The organism is Ectobacillus sp., assembly GCF_056992975.1.
In genome coordinates this window covers 1-19,830 of record NZ_JBXKMX010000202.1, presented here as the reverse complement: position 1 = coordinate 19,830, position 19,830 = coordinate 1, and the positions used below count along the sequence as shown (strand labels likewise).

Sequence of the window (19,830 nt, the reverse complement as noted above, 5' to 3'; positions counted from 1 at the left end):
TATCATTGGGATGACGATGCACGGTATGGATTTTAATTCTTCGCTTACTACGTTTACTCTCCTTTCTGTTGGGGATGGTCTGGTAAGCCAAATTCCAGCTCTATTGATATCTACGGCAACGGGTATTGTTGTAACGAGAGCTTCATCAGATGGTAATCTAGGAGAAGATATAGCAGGACAGTTGTTTTCCTATCCTAATTTACTATATGTCGTAGCAGGTGTCATTGCTTTGCTTGGTCTTCTTACCCCCATTGGGATTGTCGTTACATGGGGCATAGCAGGCTTGCTTGCCTATGCTGGTTATGCCATGCAAAGAAATGCCTCGAAATTAGAAGAGAAAGAAGAGGACTTACAATCGGAACAAGAATTAGATGATGTTCGAAAGCCAGAAAGTGTTTTTTCACTCCTGCAGGAAGATCCAATCGAGTTTGAGTTTGGGATTGGATTGATTCCGCTAGCCGATACAAACCAAGGCGGTGACTTGTTGGATCGTATTGTAGCGATTCGCAGACAATTTGCGCTTGAACTTGGACTAGTCGTTCCTGTCATTCGAATACGGGATAATATTCAGCTAAAGCCAAATGAATACATCATTAAATTAAAAGGCAATAAAGTAGCAGGCGGAGAAATTCTGTTGGATCACTATCTGATGCTTAATCAAGGCGGAGAGGATTATGGCATCGAAGGTATTGAAACTGTTGAACCGACTTTCGGACTTCCAGCCTTGTGGATTGATGAGAATATGAAGGAACAAGCAGAATTGTATGGGTTTACAGTTGTAGATGTATCTTCTGTAATTAGTACGCATCTTTCCGAAACAATTAAAAAGTATGCACACGAAATCTTAGGAAGAGAAGAAACAAAACAACTGATTGATCATTTACGAGAAAGCAATCCATCTGTAGTGGAAGAAGTGATACCACAAGTGCTTTCGATAGGCGATATTCAAAAAATATTGCAAAAGCTATTAAAGGAACGAGTGTCGATTCGTACACTATCTGTTATTTTTGAAGCCATTGCAGATTACGCCGTCTATACGAAAAATCATGATATTCTTGCAGAATATGTGAGACAGGCACTTGCTCGTCAATTGACACATCAATATTCACAAAATGGTGTGATACATGCTGTTCGGGTAGGGGCAGAAGTAGAAAAGAAAATGGCAGAGGCCATTGTTCATACAGAGCATGGGGATATTCTCTCCCTTGATCCTGAGACGACCAATCGAATTGTACAATCAGTAGGGGAAACCGTACAGCAAACGATTCAAATGGGGATACAGCCTATTATTGTTTCTTCATCTGGTATTCGAATGTATATTCGTCAAATTACCGAACATGCGTTAGCAAATATTCCAATCTTATCTTATAACGAGCTTGAGCCTGATGTGGAAGTACAAAGCGTTGGAGTGGTGAATCTATGAAAATTAAAACCTATTTGGTGCACCATATAGAAGAAGCATATCCGATGATTCTACGCGACTTAGGAAATGAGGCAATTATTCTCAAGACAACAGCAATACGATCAAAAGGACTGTTTGGTCTATTTGGTAGAAAACAAGTGGAAGTCGTAGCGGCATCAGGATTAGGAAAAGTAACAGAGGTAAAAACGGAATATGAGCCAAGTTTTCCTGCTACCAATGCGAATGACTCAGTAATGAAAGAACTAGCAGAAATGAAACAACTTATACATGCAATGACGGAAGAAAAATCACATGCAAAACTAGGTAAATGGATAGAGAGACTACAAGAGCAAGAAGTGGACCGTGAAGTCATCCAATATATTATGAAAAAAGTAGATATGATTCATAAAAACTTAGATTATATACAGGAAAAAGAAATCAAAGAAACCTTACTAGCTATTGTGGAACAACTTCTAGTAGAAGGAATTACAAATGAAACACGCACCGATTCTTACGTCATCACGCTACTGGGACCAACTGGAGTTGGGAAAACAACGACGATTGCCAAATTGTCCGCCATCCATATGTTACAGCAAAGGCAACGAGTCGGCTTACTTACAACCGACACGTACCGGATTGCTGCAGTTGATCAATTACGAACGTACGCCAATATATTAAATGTACCGTTACAAGTTGTATCTAGTAGCGACGAATTGAAACCATCTCTTAAGAAATTAGAAAATTGTCAAATTGTATTTATGGACAGTGCTGGTCGTAATTATTTGGATGCTGCTAATGTAGACGATATAAATCATTATCTCGAACAGGAATACCCACAAGAAAATTATTTAGTTCTCTCCATGACAACGAGATGGAAAGATATGAAAATAATTGTGGATAAAATGAGTGGAGTTCCGATTGATAAGCTAATCGTTACAAAATGGGACGAAACGAGCTGTTACGGTGCGATATTAAATATGGTCTATCATTATCCGTATCCGTTGTCTTATATTGGAACGGGGCAAGGTGTACCACAAGATATTATCGTTCCAGATGCTACATATATAGCGAAAAAAATACTAGGAGTAGATGAGGATGCAAGACCAAGCACATCGTTTGAGAGAATTATATGACAAAAGCAAGCAGTCGTCTCACCTTTCCCGTGTGCTGACTATTGCTAGTGGAAAGGGCGGCGTTGGAAAGTCGAACTTTGCCTTAAACTTTGCGATTGCTTTAAAAGAATGTGGTAAAAAAGTGGTCGTCATTGACTTTGATATAGGTATGGCCAATTTACATATTTTAATGGGAGTTATACCGAAATACAATTTAATTGATATGGTTAAGGATCAACGAACGATTTGGGATGCTCTTGAGACGGGTATAGAAGGAGTTGAATATGTAGCGGGTGGAACAGGTTTTGAATCCCTTACATCTTTCAATGAAGAGGAACGGACCTATTTCTTTCAAGAACTAGAAAAACTTCACGATTATGCAGACTATATCATCATTGATACAGGCGCTGGTCTAACAGAGGAGTCGCTGCAATGTCATTTGGCTGCAGATGAAATCTTTCTGCTAACTACACCTGAGCCGACATCGATTGCAGATGCATACTCTGTTGCGAAAATATTGCATGCAAGTAATCAAAACTTATCCTTTCAGCTTATAATTAACCGAATTGCTACCCGGGCTGAAGGTATTGATGTAGCTAGTAAATTTAAATTGGTATTTGAGCAGTTCTTACATCATGAATTACATATATTTGGTGCGATTGCAGATGATCCTGCTGTGCGAAAGGCAGTACAAAAACAAGTTCCATTTTTGGCTGCTTATCCACATTGTCATGCATCGGGTGATTTACAGCGCCTCGTCAAACGTTATGTGGCGGGTACTCCTACAAATGAGGAGAATCAAGGGGTAAAAGGATTTTTAAAGAAGTTTTCCATGCTATTTAAATAGCTGATGGCTTGGTGTTTGAGCTATGAGCAGTTAAAAGATATTCGAAGGTAGGGGAGTGGGGAATTTGATGCAAGGAACTGAGGAAGACTTAATTACACGTTATACTCCGTTAGTTCGTATGATTGTTTCGCAAATGAAAAAGAGATTATCAACACAGGCAGATGAAAATGAACTCCACTCACTAGGAATGATCGGGCTATGGGATGCTATTCAAAAATTTGATGCAACACATGACAATACGTTTGAAAGCTACGCTGCACATCGAATTCGCGGAGAAATACTAGATGGCTTGAGAAAATCAGATACAGCATCTCGTTCTATGCGACAGAAGGAAAAGCGTTTTCGAGAAGCATTCGAAACATTGGAACAATCTTATATGCGTCATCCAAAATCAGAGGAAATGAGCGAATATTTAGGAATCACTCTTGCAGAATACGAAAAAACGAGAATGCAGTTGTCCGTTATGAAATATGAATCATTAGATGAGCCATTAAAGGAAGAGGATGAATCACATTCTAAGCTTCAAACAGTGGTAGATATGTATTATCCGAAGCAAGAGGAATGGGTGCTAGAGAAGGAACGGAAGCAACGATTGGCTGAGCTAATCGATAACCTGCCGTATAAAGAAAAGCTCGTCCTTTCCCTAATCTATTATGAAAACTTAAATGTGACCGAAACGGGGCATGTTATGGGACTTCATAAATCTCGTATTTCACAACTTCATACACAAGCGATGAAACGATTACGAGCAATCATTGAAAAGGAAGGGATGGAGTTGTAGGTAAATATATGAAGAAATTTTCTTCTAATAAGAAAACCCTCCCCCAGTAAAGGCAAAAAGCGCCTTTATGGGGGAGGAACTTCCAACCTCCGGAGCTGAGCAAGCCGGGTCCGCTTTTTTATTTAATAATTCCCTAGTTCTGATTCTGGTGCTTGTATAATGATTGGGTTTTTACTTGGGTCGATCCATCGTAATATGCGGAGTACATTGCTTTCGGTTGTTGCTGTGCATCCGAGTGTGTAGGTATCACTAATGTGAAAGAATATGGCACTTCCTTTTCCAGGTATACGATCTGTGTTGTAGTTGATGACGAATCCGTATTTGTACTGCGGAATATTCATATTTTCAGCAGACGACCATCGACCGTTGTTTTGTGATTTTTTTTGCCATGTGTTATATAAAGAAGAATTGGAGTCATCGACCCATACATCATCATCAGTAATTTGTCGGTACGGAAGCTTTGTTCCAGGGTTACTTGGAATTCCAAATGCCGTGGTAATGGTATATTTTCCGCGCGGAGAAGCAGATCCACCCTCACTCATTACAGAGGCAAATCCATTTTTTCCAATATACCCATCCATGCCGAGAATGGTATTAAAATGCCCATTTGCATCTCGTTCAAAGGTACGTATGTATGCTTCACTTGTTCCATAACCTTTTGTCGTCACCAATATAATTTGTTTATTTTGTTCTACGGTTTTGAAAGAATCTGCAACAGTTGTGGAAGGTGCATTTACAATATTAGTTGCATTTGATGATTGTTGTTCCTTTTGTTTGTTCTCCTCGGCAGCTTTTAAATCATCTGCCTTCCTTTGTTCCTCAGCTTTTTTTTGTTCTTCCAATTTTTTCTCTTCCTCCAATCTCTTTTGCTCTTGTGCTTTTTGTTCATCTAACAGCTTTTGCTTTGCAGTTTGTTCTTGTTGCGCTACCTGCAAAGCCGCTTCCTTACTCTTGGCATTATAGACAAATAGTGAAGTTGCGCCTACTAATATAACCAATATAATTCCGATAGAAAGCCATTTTCTCTTCATAAATAAGTTCCACAGACCTTTTATCATTACTTCGCTCCTCCTATGGGAAATACAATCTATATAGGATTAGTATAATCGAATGAACCTTAATGTGGTGCAAACTTGTTGGTTAATGTCGAAAAAAACATCTTTGTCCGATGCTATGTCCATCATATATACTAGTAATAGTTAGAATAATTAGAAAAATAAGGAGGAGGCTGTATGGAAAAACGGTGGCTTACAAGTTATCCGCAGGAAATTCCTCATTCTATTGTTTATGGAAATAAATCATTACAGGAGTACTTAAAACAGACTGCACTAGAGTACCCAGAAAAGAAAGCGCTTTATTTTTTAGGAAAGGAACTGACCTTTCAACAAGTATATGAGCAGGCGTTGGTCTTTGCTGCTTATTTACAAAATATAGGTATTAAAAAAGGGGACCGGGTAGCTATTATGTTACCAAATTGTCCTCAAGCAGTAATCGGATACTACGGTACGTTACTCGCAGGCGGCATCGTTGTTCAAACAAACCCACTTTACACAGAGCGCGAGCTACAATATCAGCTTTATGATAGCGCTGCAAGCGTCATTTTATGTCTAGACCTATTATATAATAAGGTAGAAAACATCATGTCCTCCACATCTTTACATCATTGCATCGTAACTAGTATTGCAGATTTTCTACCCTTCCCGAAACAAATCCTATATGCATACTCAAACCGAAATAAACGTCCCACTAAAGCAAATCTGAAGGAAAAGGAACAGGTTATCGTTTGGAAGGAAATGATGGATTATCCACTTCCACTCCAAGAAGTACCATGTGCAACGGAAGATATAGCATTACTTCAATATACAGGTGGAACGACTGGATTTCCGAAAGGAGTTATGCTAACCCATCGAAACTTAGTTAGCAATACAAGGATGGCAATTCACTGGCTCTATAATTGTAAACCTGGTGAGGAAGTTATTCTGGGCGCCCTTCCTTTTTTTCATGTATACGGTATGATGACGGTAATGAATCTATCTATTATGCAGGCGTATAAAATGATTTTGATACCTAAGTTTGATGTGGAAATGATATTAAGTATGATCAAAAAGCACCGTGTAACTTTATTTCCAGGAGCGCCAACGATGTATATTGCTCTGCTGCATCATCCTAATTTGCAGCAATATGATCTTTCTTCTATAAAAGCATGTCTTAGTGGATCAGCACCTTTACCGGCAGAAGTACAAGAGAAGTTTGAGAGGATAACAGGGGGAAAATTAGTAGAAGGATACGGGCTAACAGAATCCTCCCCTGTGACGCATAGTAATTTTTTATGGGGAAAGCGAGTCACAGGTAGCATCGGCGTACCGTGGCCGGATACTGAGGCGAGGATTCTGTCACTGGAAACAGGTGATTCACTACCCCCAATGGAGGTTGGCGAAATTGTTGTGAAAGGTCCACAAGTCATGAAGGGATATTGGAACAAACCTGAAGAAACAGCTGCGATTTTTCAAGATGGTTGGTTATTAACAGGTGATGTTGGCTACATGGATGAGAATGGATTTTTTTACATTATCGATCGAAAGAAGGATATGATTGTAGCAAGTGGCTTTAATATATATCCTCGTGAAATAGAAGAAGTATTATATGAATATGATAAAATAAGAGAGGTAGCTGTTATTGGTGTTCCGGATCCGTACCGGGGTGAAACTGTAAAAGCATTTATCGTTTTAAAGGACGGAGTCACCTGTACATCTGAAGAGATTAATCAATATGCAAGGAGCTACCTAGCGGCATATAAAGTACCAAGGTTGTATGAATTTCGAGATGAATTACCGAAAACGATGGTCGGTAAAATATTACGAAGGGTGCTCATAGATGAAGAACGAAAAAAAATAGAGGATGAACATGATACGGGCTCATAAAAGCCCTTTTTTTAATCGGTATATTGACAGGTTTTTAAATAATCTGTACTATAAAATCATGAATGAATAGTCATTCACTTTTCTTCTTGGAGGGACTTACATAATGAATAATCATAAACCAAAATATAATCAAATCATTGATGCAGCAGTAGTTGTTATTGCAGAAAATGGATATCATCAATCACAGGTTTCGAAGATTGCCAAGCAGGCAGGCGTAGCAGACGGTACGATCTATTTATATTTTAAAAACAAGGAAGATATCTTAATATCTCTTTTTCAAGAAAAAATGGGAAATTTTATTGAAAAAATTCAAGTGGAAACGGAAGGAATTGGAAGCGCAGTAGAGAAGTTATATATGTTGGTGGAAACACATTTCAAATTGCTCTCTGAAAATTATCATTTAGCGATTGTTACACAGCTCGAACTTCGGCAAACGAACAAAGCATTACGTGCAAAAATCAATGATGTATTAAAGGGGTATTTACAATGCATCGATGAGATTGTACGGCTCGGTATTCGTCAACAAGAATTTCGAAGCGATTTAGATATTCGTGTAACAAGACAAATGATTTTCGGAACAATTGATGAAGTGGCTACAAATTGGGTAATGAAAGAACATAAATATGATCTTATAGCCCTTTCAAAAACAGTCCATCAACTGTTAGTAGGAGCATGTGCGTACAGAGGATAGTCATTAAATTCGAAGGGGAAAAGGGAGGAACAAAAGTGAATTTCTTATCAGTAGCCAAGCAAGAAAGAATTGCGGTCGTTACCATTAATCATCCGCCTGTGAATGCTATGTCGTCTCAGCTTATCAAAGAACTGAATGAAGTTTTAGATAACTTAGAACACGATGAAAATGTACAGGTTCTTGTGTTTCATGGGGAAGGAAAGTTCTTCTCTGCAGGAGCTGACATTCGAGAATTTACAAAGATAGAAAATGCGGAGGAAGCTACGGAATTATCACGCAATGGACAGCTTGTATTTGAAAAAGTGGAGAATTATCCAAAGCTAATCATTGCTGCCATTCATGGGGCTGCGTTAGGCGGAGGACTTGAGTTTGCGATGTCTTGCCATATACGAATCGTAAGTGAGCAGGCAAAACTTGGACTTCCTGAACTTAATTTAGGTATTATTCCAGGTTTCGCAGGGACGCAACGATTGGTTCGTTATGTTGGGAAAGCAAAGGCGCTAGAAATAATGGTTTCGGGTGAACCCATCACTGGTAAACAGGCCGTGCAGTATGGATTAGCTAATCAATGCTACTCAGAAGAACATCTAGTAGAGGAAGCGCTTCTGTTAGCAAAGAAGGCTGCAGCGAAAAGTCCGTCTTCCGTTAGTGCCGTTCTCGAGCTAGTACAGACAACGAAAACAGCAGCATATTATGACGGTGTGATACGGGAAGCGCAGCTATTTGGTGAAGTATTCACATCTGAGGATGGAAGAGAAGGAGTTTCTGCATTTCTAGAGAAACGTAAGCCAGCCTTTAATACGAAATAAGTAATAAATTCATTATAGAAAACTGAAAAATTTGAAAATAAGATGTGGAGGGGGAAGAAAATGAACATTTATGTACTTATGAAACGCACATTTGATACAGAAGAAAAAGTAGTGATTAAAAATGGTTCTATTTATGAAGAAGAAGCTTCTTTTATTATTAATCCATATGATGAGTATGCAATTGAAGAAGGGATTCAAGTTCGTGATGCAAAAGGCGGAGAGGTTACGGTCATAACAGTAGATGGCGAGGATGCTGAAAAAGAACTACGAACAGCTTTGGCTATGGGGTGCGACAAAGCGGTTTTGCTAAATGTAGTTGATGACTTGGAAGAAATTGATGCATTTACGACAGCAACTGTTCTTGCTCAGTATTTAAAAGACAAGTCACCTGATTTAATTCTGGGTGGAAATGTTGCAATTGATGGGGGAAATGGACAGGTTGGTCCGCGCGTTGCGGAGGCGCTTGGTATTCCGTACATAACCACCATAACAAAATTGACGATTAATGATCAAACAGCAACGATTGAGCGCGATGTGGAAGGAGATACAGAAATTGTCGAGGTAGCGCTTCCCCTTTTAGCAACCGCTCAGCAAGGTTTAAATGAACCACGCTATCCGTCTTTACCAGGAATTATGAAGGCGAAGAAAAAGCCGTTAACAGAAATAGAATTGGATGATTTAGATTTGGATGAAGATGATGTACAAGCTAAGACAAAAACTATTGAAATCTACCTACCCCCTAAAAAGGATGCAGGAAAAATATTGCAAGGGGATCTTTCGGATCAAGCAAAGGAACTCGTAGCATTACTTCACACAGAAGCAAAGATTGTTTAATTTTATCGCATTACTATATTAGAAAATGAAAGAAAAAATAGGAGGGGTATTGATGGCTCGTACAATACTAGCAATAGCAGAGGTACGCGAAGGGGCTTTGCGAAATGTTTCGTTTGAAGCAATTTCAGCAGCAAGCATAATAGCAGAGGGTGGAGAAATCATTGGATTACTTATCGGTGAAAATGTTGCTTCCTTTGCTGATGAGTTGATTGCCTACGGAGCAACACGTGTGATAACTGTGGAAGATAGTGAATTGAAAGCGTATTCGTCCGATGGCTATGCACAAGCTATATTAGCGGTCGTAAAAGAGGAAAAGCCAGATGGTATTGTATTGGGCCATACGGCTATAGGCAAGGATTTGTCTCCTAAAATAGCAGCTAGACTAGCAGCTGGGCTCGTTTCTGATGTAACTGGTGTAGAAATTGCAGGAGGAAACGTTGTGTTTACGCGTCCTATTTATTCGGGAAAGGCATTTGAAAAGAAAATTATAACGGATGGCCTATTACTTGCAACTGTTCGTCCGAATAATATTTCTCCCCTTGTAAAAGACGCTACGCGGACTGGAGAAGTAAAATCTGTTGCGGTTGTTATCGAAAATATTCGTACAGTGATTAAAGACGTTGTTCGTAAGGCGACGGAAGGTGTGGATTTGTCCGAAGCAAAGATCATCGTTTCAGGAGGACGCGGCGTTAAAAGTACAGAAGGCTTTGAACCATTACAAGAGCTAGCAGATGTTCTGGGGGCAGCAGTCGGAGCTTCTCGCGGAGCATGTGATGCTGAGTATTGTGATTATTCTTTGCAAATTGGTCAAACCGGGAAAATTGTAACACCAGATTTATACATTGCATGTGGTATTTCTGGAGCGATACAGCATTTAGCAGGTATGTCAAATAGCAAAATCATTGTAGCTATTAATAAAGATCCAGAAGCAAATATTTTTAAAGTAGCTGATTACGGAATCGTTGGAGATTTATTCGAAGTTGTTCCCCTTTTAACAGAAGAGTTTAAAAAGCTAAAGGTTCATTCATAACGCGGAGTAGCGGTGCACCCTATATATTCTTGTGAGAAAAACGAGGATTAGTTCTCGTTTTTCTTCATTCTGTAAGGAAAAAAGCATAGCAATGGATGATAACTGGTTATACTATGGATTGATACATATTATTCGCTATGATGAATAGTAAATGGTATACTTCTGAATAGACTTATAATTAGTAAGGGGGACTTACAATGGCAATTGTAAAAGCAACTGACCAAACGTTTGCAGCTGAAACTGCAGAAGGTCTTGTAATGGTAGATTTCTGGGCTCCTTGGTGCGGACCTTGTAAAATGATTGCACCTGTGTTAGAAGAAATGGCAGAAGAACTAGGCGATAAAGTAAAGATCGTTAAAGTAGATGTTGATGAAAACCAAGAAACAGCAGTAAAATTTCAAGTTATGAGCATTCCGTCTCTATTTGTAATGAAAGATGGCGAAGTTGTAGAGAAAACACTAGGTTACCAACCAAAGGAATCTTTACTAGCTCTTGTTTCTAAACATATATAAGATAAAAATCCGGCGTACACACGCCGGATTTTTTCTGAAGTCCTTCATCTGCCCTCAATCTATAACCCCACATGATTTTCGCGTTTTCATTTCATTTTTCTACAACTTGCTATACAATGAAGGAACATACGTTTTGTATAGATGGTATTTGTATAAATTAGAATATTAGGTTTGCTAGAGGGAGTTGCTGTGGATGAAAGAGCATTTACGCGAAAAGCTTGCAATTTTACCTGATCAGCCTGGCTGCTATTTAATGAAAGATAAGCAAGGAACGATCATTTATGTAGGGAAAGCAAAGGTCCTGAAAAACCGAGTACGATCGTATTTTACAGGCACCCATGATGGTAAAACATATCGACTGGTAAATGAAATCGTCGATTTTGAATATATTGTCACATCCTCTAATTTAGAGGCACTTATACTCGAAATGAATTTAATCAAAAAATATGATCCAAAGTATAATATTATGCTCAAGGATGATAAGAGCTATCCGTTTATTAAAATTACAAATGAAGCTCATCCTCGTCTTCTTATAACAAGAAATGTAAAAAAGGATAAAGGAAAATATTTCGGCCCCTATCCGAATTCGCAGGCGGCATATGAAACAAAGAAGTTGCTTGACCGGATGTATCCGCTTCGAAAATGCGCTCATATTCCGGATAAGGTATGCTTGTATTATCATATGGGACAGTGCCTAGCTCCTTGCGTGAAGGATGTTACAGAAGAAGAGAATAAACAGAATGTGGATGAAATCATTCGATTTTTAAGTGGCGGACAAAGTGAAATACGTCAAGATTTGGAGAAGAAAATGTATGAAGCTTCCGAAAAGCTTGAATTTGAGCGAGCAAAAGAATTACGTGATCAAATTGCATACATCGATTCCTTGATGGAGAAGCAGAAAATGCTCATGGCAGATCTGGTCGACCGCGACGTATTTGGCTATGCTGTAGATAAAGGATGGATGTGCGTACAAGTATTTTTCGTACGCCGTGGAAAGCTTATCGAACGTGATGTTTCAATGTTTCCCATTTACGATGAACCGGAAGAAGAGTTTCTAACGTTTATCGGTCAATTTTATGCGCAAGATCAAAATGTCAAACCAAAAGAAATAGTCTTGCCAAATAGTATCGACCATGACATTGTAACAAAGTTTCTAGAAGTAGAAGCAGTGCAGCCGAAAAAGGGGAAAAAGAAAGAATTAGTAGAATTAGCTGCTAAAAATGCGTGCATCGCACTAGAGGAAAAATTTCAGTTAATTGAGCGTGATGAGGAACGCACCATTAAGGCTGTTGAAAATCTAGGACTACAGGCAAACATTCCTACACCGCTTCGAATAGAAGCCTTCGATAATTCGAATATTCAAGGAAGCAATCCAGTTTCTGCTATGGTTGTATTTATAGATGGAAAGCCAGCGAAAAAAGAGTATCGAAAATATAAAATAAAAACCGTACAAGGTCCAGATGATTATGAATCCATGCGGGAAGTGGTCCGAAGAAGATATTCACGTGCGTTAAAAGAACAGCTACCGTTACCGGACTTAATTGTTATTGACGGGGGAAAAGGGCAACTAGCAGCAGCAGAAGATGTGTTAGCTAATGAACTAAATTTGCATATTCCTATTGCAGGGTTAATAAAGGATGATAAACACCGCACTTCGCAGCTTGTAATTGGGAATCCGCCGATTCCAGTGGAGTTAGGAAGAAACAGTCAGGAATTTTATTTACTTCAGCGTATACAAGATGAAGTGCATCGATTTGCCATTACGTTTCATCGTCAGCTTCATGGAAAATCAGCTATTTCATCAGAATTAGACCAAATTTCTGGAATTGGTGAGAAACGAAAGAAATCCTTGCTTAAGTATTTCGGCTCATTAAAAAAATTAAAAGAGGCATCGATAGATGACATTTGTATGGCAGGTATGCCGAAGAATATTGCTTCCGTAATTTATGAGCATTTTCATAATAATGGAGATGGAGCATAGACGTGTATAATTCTCTCGGTAGAAAGTCTCCTCTACCGAGGGAATCTCAAGGTTTCACATTTCAGCGTCCACTATATCTTTTGGATCCCACTGAACAATAAATTGAACTTTTTCTGTTCGTTTTTTCTGATCCTCATATGTTTCCGCGGTAACACCTCGTTGTTTTTGAATCTGCCCTGCAAGAAATCCTGCTTCTAATTGATAGGTAGTGCTTTGTTTCTTCTGATATCGTTCTGAAATAAAAGGACTCATTAATTGAAAGTGCATTTCATTTTTCTTTTGTTCCGTTACCGTTAGTGTACCCCAACAAACCTTATCAAAAAAAGCAATAATATCTTCTATGGTTTCTAGTGGGTAACGATGGACTAAGCTTTTTCCAGCCCAGTATAAAATGCGGTCGGCTTCTTGACCAAGTAAATCTGGTATTAAATCATCTCGAAGTAATTGAACTGCAAGAGGATGGATTGGTATATTATTTAATTCATCTTGAGTCACAAGTTTACTCACAGTATTTCCCCTCTTTCTTTTCAGAGAATATTATATAACATTTCCTAAAAAGAGACACTTCTATTTATTCGCACTTTCATAAAAAACTTGCTAATATTATACATATTTAATACGAAATATATATGTTTTTTAAACTTTTTGTGAAAATTATGAATCCGTTTTCTTGACGCTATCTAAAGAATAGGAGTAAAATGAACTTGTCATAAATTATGCTCAAATATTTTGAATACTTATACCGTTTTTCTTTACAATAAAAGGAGAAAAACACTATTATTATGTCTTAATTTATGATCTTAGCTAAACTTCGAGGGGGTAATGGGGAAATGAAAGGCCGTGAATATGGATATCGTAAATGGCATTCTTTGCTGGGAGTAATTCCAGTAGGGCTCTTCTTGACACAACATATGGTAGTAAACCACTTTGCAACTGGAGGGGCTTCAGCATTTAACCAAGCTGCATTATTTATGGAAAACTTGCCATTCCGAACTTTCCTAGAAATCTTTGTTATCTTTTTACCATTGTTATATCATGCAGTATATGGGTTATATATTGCCTTTACTGGTACTAGCAATGTCAATCGGTTTGGATTTTTCCGTAACTGGATGTACATACTTCAACGTGTTTCAGGAGTATTTACACTAATCTTCCTTGCTTGGCACATTTGGGAAACGAGAATTCAAGCAGCATTAGGTCAAACAGTTAACTTTGATATGATGAAACACATTTTAGAAAACCCAGCTATGTTTGCGTTTTATGTAGTGGGTGTAGTATCTGCAATTTTTCACCTTTCTAACGGCTTATGGTCATTCTGTGTTAGTTGGGGAATTACAGTTTCACCTCGCTCACAACGTATTTCTACGTATATAACAATGGCTATATTTATTGCTCTTTCTATTGTTGGAGTAAGTTCATTGTTTGCGTTTGTAGATCCACAGCTAGCAAATATGTAAGGAGTGGAAGAGATGGAAGGAAAACTAGTAATAGTTGGCGGTGGCTTAGCAGGCCTAATGGCAACAATTAAGGCTACAGAAGCTGGAATGAAAGTTGACTTAATTTCATTAGTTCCAGTAAAACGTTCTCACTCAGTTTGTGCACAAGGTGGTATTAACGGTGCTGTTAATACGAAGGGTGAAGGGGATTCACCTTGGGATCACTTCGATGATACTGTATATGGTGGGGACTTCTTAGCGGATCAACCGCCTGTAAAGGGTATGGCTGATGCTGCTCCTGGAATTATTCACTTAATGGATCGTATGGGAGTAATGTTTAACCGTACTCCAGAAGGATTACTTGACTTCCGTCGTTTTGGTGGAACGCAATTCCACAGAACAGCATTTGCTGGAGCAACGACTGGACAACAATTACTATACGCACTTGACGAACAAGTACGTCGTCAAGAAGTAGCAGGACTTGTAACAAAGTATGAAGGATGGGAATTCCTTCGTCTTGTTCTTGATGATGCAGGCGTATGTAAAGGGATCGTTGCACAAAACTTAACTTCTATGGAAATTAAAAGCTTCCCTGCTGATGCGGTTATTATGGCAAGTGGTGGACCAGGAATTATTTTCGGAAAATCTACTAACTCTATGATTAACACGGGTACTGCAGCTGCAGCTGTGTACAAGCAAGGTGCAACTTATGCGAACGGCGAATTTATTCAAATTCACCCAACTGCTATTCCTGGAGATGACAAGCTTCGTCTAATGAGTGAATCAGCACGTGGTGAAGGCGGTCGTATTTGGACATATAAAGATGGTAAGCCTTGGTATTTCTTAGAAGAAAAATACCCTGCATATGGTAACCTTGTTCCTCGTGATATTGCAACGCGTGAAATTTTCCATGCTTGTATTGACTTGAAGCTAGGAATTAACGGGGAAAACATGGTTTATCTTGACCTTTCTCATAAAGATCCAAAGGAACTTGATATTAAGCTTGGTGGAATCATCGAAATTTATGAAAAATTTACTGGTGATGACCCTCGTAAAGTACCAATGAAAATTTTCCCTGCGGTTCACTATTCAATGGGCGGACTATGGGTTGATTATGAACAACATACAAGTATCCCTGGTGTGTTTGCAGCTGGTGAGTGTGATTTCTCTATGCACGGTGGAAACCGCTTAGGTGCAAATTCATTGTTATCTGCTATTTACGGTGGTATGATTGCTGGACCAAATGCAGTTAATTATATTCAAGGTCTTGAGCACTCCACTGATTCCGTTTCTTCTAAAGTATTTGAACAACATGTTTTAGCTGAAACAGAACGCTATAATAATATTCTATCTCTTGATGGTAATGAAAATGCATATGTACTTCATAAAGAGCTTGGAGAATGGATGACTAATAACGTAACGGTTGTTCGTTACAACAAAACTTTATTAGAAACTGACAATAAAATTCAAGAACTTATGGAACGTTATAAGAAAATTAATATTACAGATACGACAAAATGGAGTAACCAAGGTGCTTCCTTTACTCGTCAGTTAGAAAATATGCTTGATTTAGCTCGTGTTATTACACTTGGAGCATATAACCGTAATGAAAGTCGCGGCGCGCATTACAAGCCAGAATTCCCAGAACGCGATGATGATAACTTCTTAAAACATACAATGGCTAATTTCGATGCTACAAGTCGTGCACCAAAATTAAGCTATAAAGATGTAGATACATCTCTTATTGCACCACGTAAACGTGATTACACAACACTACACGAAAAGGCTAAAAAGCCAGATGAAATAGATTCGAAGGGAGATAAGCAACATGTCTGATAAAACAGTTCGTTTTATTATTACGAGACAAGATTCCCCAGACTCTGCACCATACGAACAAGAATTTGAAGTTCCTTATCGCCCAAATATGAATGTTATTTCAGCGTTAATGGAAATTCGTCGTAACCCAGTTGATGTAAAGGGGAATACAGTAGTACCTGTAGCTTGGGATATGAACTGCTTAGAAGAAGTATGTGGTGCTTGCTCCATGGTTATTAATGGAAAGCCTCGTCAATCTTGTACAGCACTAATCGATAAATTAGAACAACCTGTTCGTTTAGCACCAATGAAAACATTCCCTGTTATTCGCGACCTACAAATCGATCGTAGCAGAATGTTTAATGCACTTAAGAGAGTAAAGGCTTGGATTCCAATTGACGGAACATATGATTTAGGACCAGGACCAAGAATGCCTGAGAAAAAACGTCAATGGGCTTATGAACTTTCTAAATGTATGACTTGTGGTGTTTGTTTAGAAGCATGTCCGAATGTAAATAGCAACGCTAGCTTTATCGGACCAGCTCCGCTTTCACAAGTACGCTTATTTAATTCACATCCAACTGGTGCAATGCATAAGGCAGATCGCTTGCATGCACTTATGGGTGACGGCGGTCTTGCAAACTGCGGTAATTCACAAAACTGTGTTCAATCTTGTCCTAAGGGAATTCCTCTTACGACTTCTATTGCAGCACTTAATCGTGAAACATCTATTCAATCATTCAAAGACTTTTTCGGTAGCGATAATAACTACTAATATGTTGTGTTGCCTCTTCCCTTATAAAGGGAAGGGGCGATTTTTCTAAGGAGAGTTAACAAGTGAAGGATATTTCGTACATTGATGATTTGACAGCATGGGAAAAAGAATTTTCTTTTTTCATTCCGCGTAAAGTACGATTTTCTGATACGGATATGTTCGGACATTTGAACAATAAAAAAACGTTCACATATTTTGAAGATGCATGTCTAGAACTTTTCAAGCAGTTTGGGTTTACTGAAGAGTGGATGAAAAAGGATGCGGAGAAGATTATTGTTGTAGCCAGCATGCAATGTGACTACGTGCATCAAGTGTTTTATGATGAGGATCTAAAGGTGTACATTAAGGTACATAAGGTAGGAACATCCTCTGTAGAACTTCATTTTATGATTAAAAATGAGCCAGGTGATATTACAGCAGTTGGTCGTAGTACAATGGTTCAAGTAAATAAGGCCACTGGGAGGGGCTTTCCATGGTCAGAAGAATGGAAAGCAGATCTTCTACAAAAAGAATACGTTCGTTAGAAAAGTGAACAGATATAAGAATTTGTTCCTTTTTTTTTCTTGAGAACTGGTGAAAACAAATGAATAAAATTCAATAGAAAAGACCGTCTAACATTATCAGTTTGACGGTCTTTTCTACATCATTTATTTTTTACAGCTTCTTCTAATGTAAGTTGGTGATTATAGATATAGGTTGCCTGTGGATTTCCTACGTATCGAATGTGCCATGGTTCATAAGCATATCCGGTAATAGAGGTTTTATCTTCCGGATAACTAATAATAAAACCGAATTCATGAGCATGATCTTTTAACCATTTACCTTCTGGAGTATCACCAAACGTTTCGTTTAATTCCATTAATAAGGATTTAGATGTAACATCAGCAGCCAGTCCTGTTTGATGTTCACTTGTTCCTGGAAGAGCGCTATACTGCTCGGCACTTTGCTTTCCTTGTTTCTTTACGTAAGAATTAAACAGTTGTTCTTGTGATTGATATGACCGATAGCCCGAGACTAAATACAATGTAATATCGTCTTTCTTTGCTTGCTTAAACAAATTTTCTAAAGCATCAGCCGCTTCTTTACGTAAGGTTGGATGAGCAGTTTTCTCACCTGCATTGAACAGAACGTCCGGCTTTACGAGATCTTCAGGAACATAATTGGATGGAAGCTTGCGTTGTTTATCGACAAGCACCAATAGAGAAGATGGATTCGTAACAATGTTTGAATCTCCTTCTTTTTGCAAGGTTTCATCATAGCCAGGAAAAGTAGGTTTACTGTTCGTTGTACTAGCACTTCCTTGACTATTTTGTGTAGACGAAGCATTTCCTTTCGCTTTGTCAGCTAATACATAATTACGAAAGATTACAATAGACGATATTACGATAGTAAAGATTATGAGTAGTGGTAGTAAAAATTTCTTCATTTCGTTTCGAACTATTCCTTTCTACATTCAAAGAGTTTCATGCTCTTCTAAATTATATCGGTTATGCAATGAAATGAGAAGAAAATTCATCAGGAAGAAAAAGGACTACCTATATATTTAATTAAAATATTATAACTTCTGTACATCAATAATCCGAAAACCGTTTTCTTCCAATTCTTCTCGTAAGGAAGGTAACTGAGAGGAAGTAAAATCTTTTCCTAACGTAAAAATCAGACGGCGAACATAGAGAGCTTTATTATCTAACGTAAGTAGGCTTTGAATACCAGAATACTTTTTAAGTACTTTTGCTAATTTTCCAATGGCACCATTATAATCCTGTATCCCAACAGTAATTGTATACGATCCAGAATGAATGCCCCACGCATCTTCTAGCAGTTCAAAAATCTTCGAATGTGTCAAGATTCCTAAAAAGGATTGATTTTCATCTAGAACCGCAATGTATGGCAAACGTTTAATCGTAAAGAATACATTAAAAAAAGAGGAATCTTCGTATACAAAAACATCCTTGTCATCTAATAGTTCCATAATCGATGTATCTAGTGATTGTGCATGTTCTAAAATATCAACTTTATACAAATTCCCAAGATACTTAGTTTCAGTTGTATTTAGGACGGGAACACAACGATAGCCGGTTTTATTTAAATGTTCTAAAGCTTCTTTCAACGTAGCATCTTCTTTTAAATAAAGTACTTCTCGTTTTGGAACATAATTACCTTTCACCCTCATTGTCTATTCCTCCTCTATATGTTGTTAAAGAAAATATACAATATACAAAAAATAAATGAAATGGATTTCAGGAAATATAATGAATTTGTAACGTATAGAATACATGCGGTCTTTATGTAGTATGATTTAGAAATAATATACTTTAAATTGGAAATCATATATAATGAAAGAAAAAATAGTTATGTAAGTCGGAGGAGCCTGTCATTTAGGCTCCTCTTTGTCTTTTTTAGAAGAAAAAAAGTAGACTATGAGGTTTTAACAAAAAGAAGGAGGAAAAGCATGCTACTTCTACAACTAGCGATCATATTATTATTTTCTAAAATTGCAGGACACTTAAGTGTGAGACTTGGGCAGCCGTCCGTACTTGGAAAACTTCTCGTTGGCATACTATTAGGTCCATCAGTGTTGGGACTTATTTCAAACAGTGATATTTTGCAACAGTTATCACAGATTGGGGTTATTCTTCTGATGTTCATAGCCGGGATCGAAACAGACTTAGACGAATTTAAGAAAACAGCTAAAGCGTCGACAATTGTTGGAGTATTTGGTGTAATTGCACCGATGATATTAGGATACATTGCTGGTATAACATTTGGAATGACAACACTTCAATCCTTATTTCTAGGTCTTTTGTTAGCAGCAACTAGCGTAAGTATCTCTGTTCAATCCTTAAAAGAGCTAGGTAAGCTTCAAACGAAAGAAGGAAATACC

General features: G+C 38.1%; 20 protein-coding genes. 16 read left to right on the top strand and 4 right to left on the bottom strand.

The genetic code is table 11. From position 1 onward, the window contains the following. From AC11ZT_RS09305 to AC11ZT_RS09290, 4 genes are all read left to right on the top strand, one after another. A partial coding sequence (locus tag AC11ZT_RS09305; protein ID WP_484059333.1) for a flagellar biosynthesis protein FlhA occupies positions 1 to 1,423 on the top strand: 1,423 nt, incomplete at its 5' end. After that, entirely contained in the window at positions 1,420 to 2,535 is a 1,116-nt protein-coding gene (locus tag AC11ZT_RS09300; RefSeq protein WP_484059332.1) for a flagellar biosynthesis protein FlhF, read from the top strand. The genes AC11ZT_RS09305 and AC11ZT_RS09300, both read left to right, overlap by 4 nt. Further along, positions 2,498 to 3,361, top strand: a complete 864-nt coding sequence (locus AC11ZT_RS09295) for a MinD/ParA family protein (protein WP_484059331.1) — start codon at positions 2,498 to 2,500, stop codon at positions 3,359 to 3,361. The genes AC11ZT_RS09300 and AC11ZT_RS09295 overlap by 38 nt, the downstream gene beginning before the upstream one ends. A gap of 67 nt (positions 3,362 to 3,428) precedes the next feature. After that, positions 3,429 to 4,142: a sigma-70 family RNA polymerase sigma factor gene (locus AC11ZT_RS09290; RefSeq protein ID WP_484059334.1), complete on the top strand. Its 714-nt coding sequence runs from the start codon at positions 3,429 to 3,431 to the stop codon at positions 4,140 to 4,142. A gap of 122 nt (positions 4,143 to 4,264) precedes the next feature. Here the strand turns inward: AC11ZT_RS09290 and AC11ZT_RS09285 are convergent, their stop codons facing one another. After that, on the bottom strand, positions 4,265 to 5,200 hold the full coding sequence (locus AC11ZT_RS09285) for a L,D-transpeptidase family protein (protein ID WP_484059330.1): 936 nt from the start codon (positions 5,198 to 5,200) through the stop codon (positions 4,265 to 4,267). A 174-nt stretch (positions 5,201 to 5,374) separates the two neighbouring features. Between AC11ZT_RS09285 and AC11ZT_RS09280 the strand changes: the two genes are divergently transcribed. From AC11ZT_RS09280 to uvrC, 7 genes are all read left to right on the top strand, one after another. After that, positions 5,375 to 7,063, top strand: coding sequence for an AMP-binding protein (locus AC11ZT_RS09280; RefSeq protein ID WP_484059329.1), 1,689 nt, complete (start codon positions 5,375 to 5,377; stop codon positions 7,061 to 7,063). A 103-nt stretch (positions 7,064 to 7,166) separates the two neighbouring features. Continuing rightward, positions 7,167 to 7,754 (top strand): TetR/AcrR family transcriptional regulator, encoded by a 588-nt coding sequence (locus AC11ZT_RS09275; protein ID WP_484059328.1) that lies wholly within the window; start codon positions 7,167 to 7,169, stop codon positions 7,752 to 7,754. After that, entirely contained in the window at positions 7,736 to 8,563 is an 828-nt protein-coding gene (locus AC11ZT_RS09270; protein WP_484059327.1) for an enoyl-CoA hydratase, read from the top strand. The genes AC11ZT_RS09275 and AC11ZT_RS09270 overlap by 19 nt, the downstream gene beginning before the upstream one ends. 60 nt (positions 8,564 to 8,623) lie before the next feature. Beyond that, a complete protein-coding gene (locus tag AC11ZT_RS09265; RefSeq protein ID WP_484059326.1) occupies positions 8,624 to 9,397 on the top strand; it encodes an electron transfer flavoprotein subunit beta/FixA family protein in 774 nt (257 codons plus the stop codon). A gap of 52 nt (positions 9,398 to 9,449) precedes the next feature. Continuing rightward, a complete protein-coding gene (locus AC11ZT_RS09260; RefSeq protein WP_484059325.1) occupies positions 9,450 to 10,427 on the top strand; it encodes an electron transfer flavoprotein subunit alpha/FixB family protein in 978 nt (325 codons plus the stop codon). A gap of 197 nt (positions 10,428 to 10,624) precedes the next feature. Then, entirely contained in the window at positions 10,625 to 10,939 is a 315-nt protein-coding gene (gene trxA / locus AC11ZT_RS09255; protein ID WP_484059324.1) for a thioredoxin, read from the top strand. 193 nt (positions 10,940 to 11,132) lie between these two features. Beyond that, positions 11,133 to 12,920, top strand: coding sequence for an excinuclease ABC subunit UvrC (uvrC, locus tag AC11ZT_RS09250; protein ID WP_484059323.1), 1,788 nt, complete (start codon positions 11,133 to 11,135; stop codon positions 12,918 to 12,920). A 54-nt stretch (positions 12,921 to 12,974) separates the two neighbouring features. Here the strand turns inward: uvrC and AC11ZT_RS09245 are convergent, their stop codons facing one another. Then, positions 12,975 to 13,427, bottom strand: coding sequence for a YslB family protein (locus tag AC11ZT_RS09245; RefSeq protein WP_484059322.1), 453 nt, complete (start codon positions 13,425 to 13,427; stop codon positions 12,975 to 12,977). A 323-nt stretch (positions 13,428 to 13,750) separates the two neighbouring features. Here AC11ZT_RS09245 and AC11ZT_RS09240 point away from each other — a divergent pair, with 323 nt between their 5' ends. The 4 genes from AC11ZT_RS09240 (at position 13,751) to AC11ZT_RS09225 (ending at position 17,470) form a co-directional block, all read left to right on the top strand. Continuing rightward, the gene (locus AC11ZT_RS09240; RefSeq protein ID WP_484059321.1) at positions 13,751 to 14,377 is read left to right on the top strand and encodes a succinate dehydrogenase cytochrome b558 subunit; all 627 of its coding nucleotides are present in this window, start codon (positions 13,751 to 13,753) and stop codon (positions 14,375 to 14,377) included. 12 nt (positions 14,378 to 14,389) lie between these two features. Then, complete coding sequence (gene sdhA, locus AC11ZT_RS09235) at positions 14,390 to 16,192, top strand: succinate dehydrogenase flavoprotein subunit (protein ID WP_484059320.1); 1,803 nt, start codon at positions 14,390 to 14,392, stop codon at positions 16,190 to 16,192. Continuing rightward, entirely contained in the window at positions 16,185 to 16,946 is a 762-nt protein-coding gene (sdhB, locus tag AC11ZT_RS09230) for a succinate dehydrogenase iron-sulfur subunit (protein WP_484059319.1), read from the top strand. The genes sdhA and sdhB overlap by 8 nt, the downstream gene beginning before the upstream one ends. Before the next feature lie 62 nt (positions 16,947 to 17,008). Next, positions 17,009 to 17,470 (top strand): acyl-CoA thioesterase, encoded by a 462-nt coding sequence (locus AC11ZT_RS09225; protein ID WP_484059318.1) that lies wholly within the window; start codon positions 17,009 to 17,011, stop codon positions 17,468 to 17,470. A gap of 119 nt (positions 17,471 to 17,589) precedes the next feature. Here the strand turns inward: AC11ZT_RS09225 and AC11ZT_RS09220 are convergent, their stop codons facing one another. Continuing rightward, complete coding sequence (locus AC11ZT_RS09220; protein ID WP_484059317.1) at positions 17,590 to 18,372, bottom strand: M15 family metallopeptidase; 783 nt, start codon at positions 18,370 to 18,372, stop codon at positions 17,590 to 17,592. A gap of 129 nt (positions 18,373 to 18,501) precedes the next feature. Beyond that, positions 18,502 to 19,119 carry a cyclic di-AMP binding protein CbpA gene (gene cbpA / locus AC11ZT_RS09215; protein WP_484059316.1) on the bottom strand — a complete coding sequence of 206 codons (618 nt, stop codon included), beginning with the start codon at positions 19,117 to 19,119 and terminating at the stop codon, positions 18,502 to 18,504. A gap of 279 nt (positions 19,120 to 19,398) precedes the next feature. Between cbpA and AC11ZT_RS09210 the strand changes: the two genes are divergently transcribed. Further along, the coding region (locus AC11ZT_RS09210) for a cation:proton antiporter (protein WP_484059315.1) at positions 19,399 to 19,830 on the top strand (432 nt) is incomplete at its 3' end.

Bases quoted from the DNA above. Each gene is read 5' to 3' on its own strand.
- AC11ZT_RS09285 (WP_484059330.1), bottom strand. From the start codon at position 5,200: ATGATAAAAGGTCTGTGGAACTTATTTATGAAGAGAAAATGGCTTTCT.
- AC11ZT_RS09240 (WP_484059321.1), top strand. From the start codon at position 13,751: ATGAAAGGCCGTGAATATGGATATCGTAAATGGCATTCTTTGCTGGGA.
- AC11ZT_RS09260 (WP_484059325.1), top strand. From the start codon at position 9,450: ATGGCTCGTACAATACTAGCAATAGCAGAGGTACGCGAAGGGGCTTTG.
- AC11ZT_RS09280 (WP_484059329.1), top strand. From the start codon at position 5,375: ATGGAAAAACGGTGGCTTACAAGTTATCCGCAGGAAATTCCTCATTCT.
- AC11ZT_RS09265 (WP_484059326.1), top strand. From the start codon at position 8,624: ATGAACATTTATGTACTTATGAAACGCACATTTGATACAGAAGAAAAA.
- AC11ZT_RS09275 (WP_484059328.1), top strand. From the start codon at position 7,167: ATGAATAATCATAAACCAAAATATAATCAAATCATTGATGCAGCAGTA.
- cbpA (WP_484059316.1), bottom strand. From the start codon at position 19,119: ATGAGGGTGAAAGGTAATTATGTTCCAAAACGAGAAGTACTTTATTTA.
- trxA (WP_484059324.1), top strand. From the start codon at position 10,625: ATGGCAATTGTAAAAGCAACTGACCAAACGTTTGCAGCTGAAACTGCA.
- AC11ZT_RS09300 (WP_484059332.1), top strand. From the start codon at position 1,420: ATGAAAATTAAAACCTATTTGGTGCACCATATAGAAGAAGCATATCCG.
- AC11ZT_RS09290 (WP_484059334.1), top strand. From the start codon at position 3,429: ATGCAAGGAACTGAGGAAGACTTAATTACACGTTATACTCCGTTAGTT.
- AC11ZT_RS09220 (WP_484059317.1), bottom strand. From the start codon at position 18,372: ATGAAGAAATTTTTACTACCACTACTCATAATCTTTACTATCGTAATA.
- AC11ZT_RS09295 (WP_484059331.1), top strand. From the start codon at position 2,498: ATGCAAGACCAAGCACATCGTTTGAGAGAATTATATGACAAAAGCAAG.
- sdhA (WP_484059320.1), top strand. From the start codon at position 14,390: ATGGAAGGAAAACTAGTAATAGTTGGCGGTGGCTTAGCAGGCCTAATG.
- sdhB (WP_484059319.1), top strand. From the start codon at position 16,185: ATGTCTGATAAAACAGTTCGTTTTATTATTACGAGACAAGATTCCCCA.
- uvrC (WP_484059323.1), top strand. From the start codon at position 11,133: ATGAAAGAGCATTTACGCGAAAAGCTTGCAATTTTACCTGATCAGCCT.
- AC11ZT_RS09270 (WP_484059327.1), top strand. From the start codon at position 7,736: ATGTGCGTACAGAGGATAGTCATTAAATTCGAAGGGGAAAAGGGAGGA.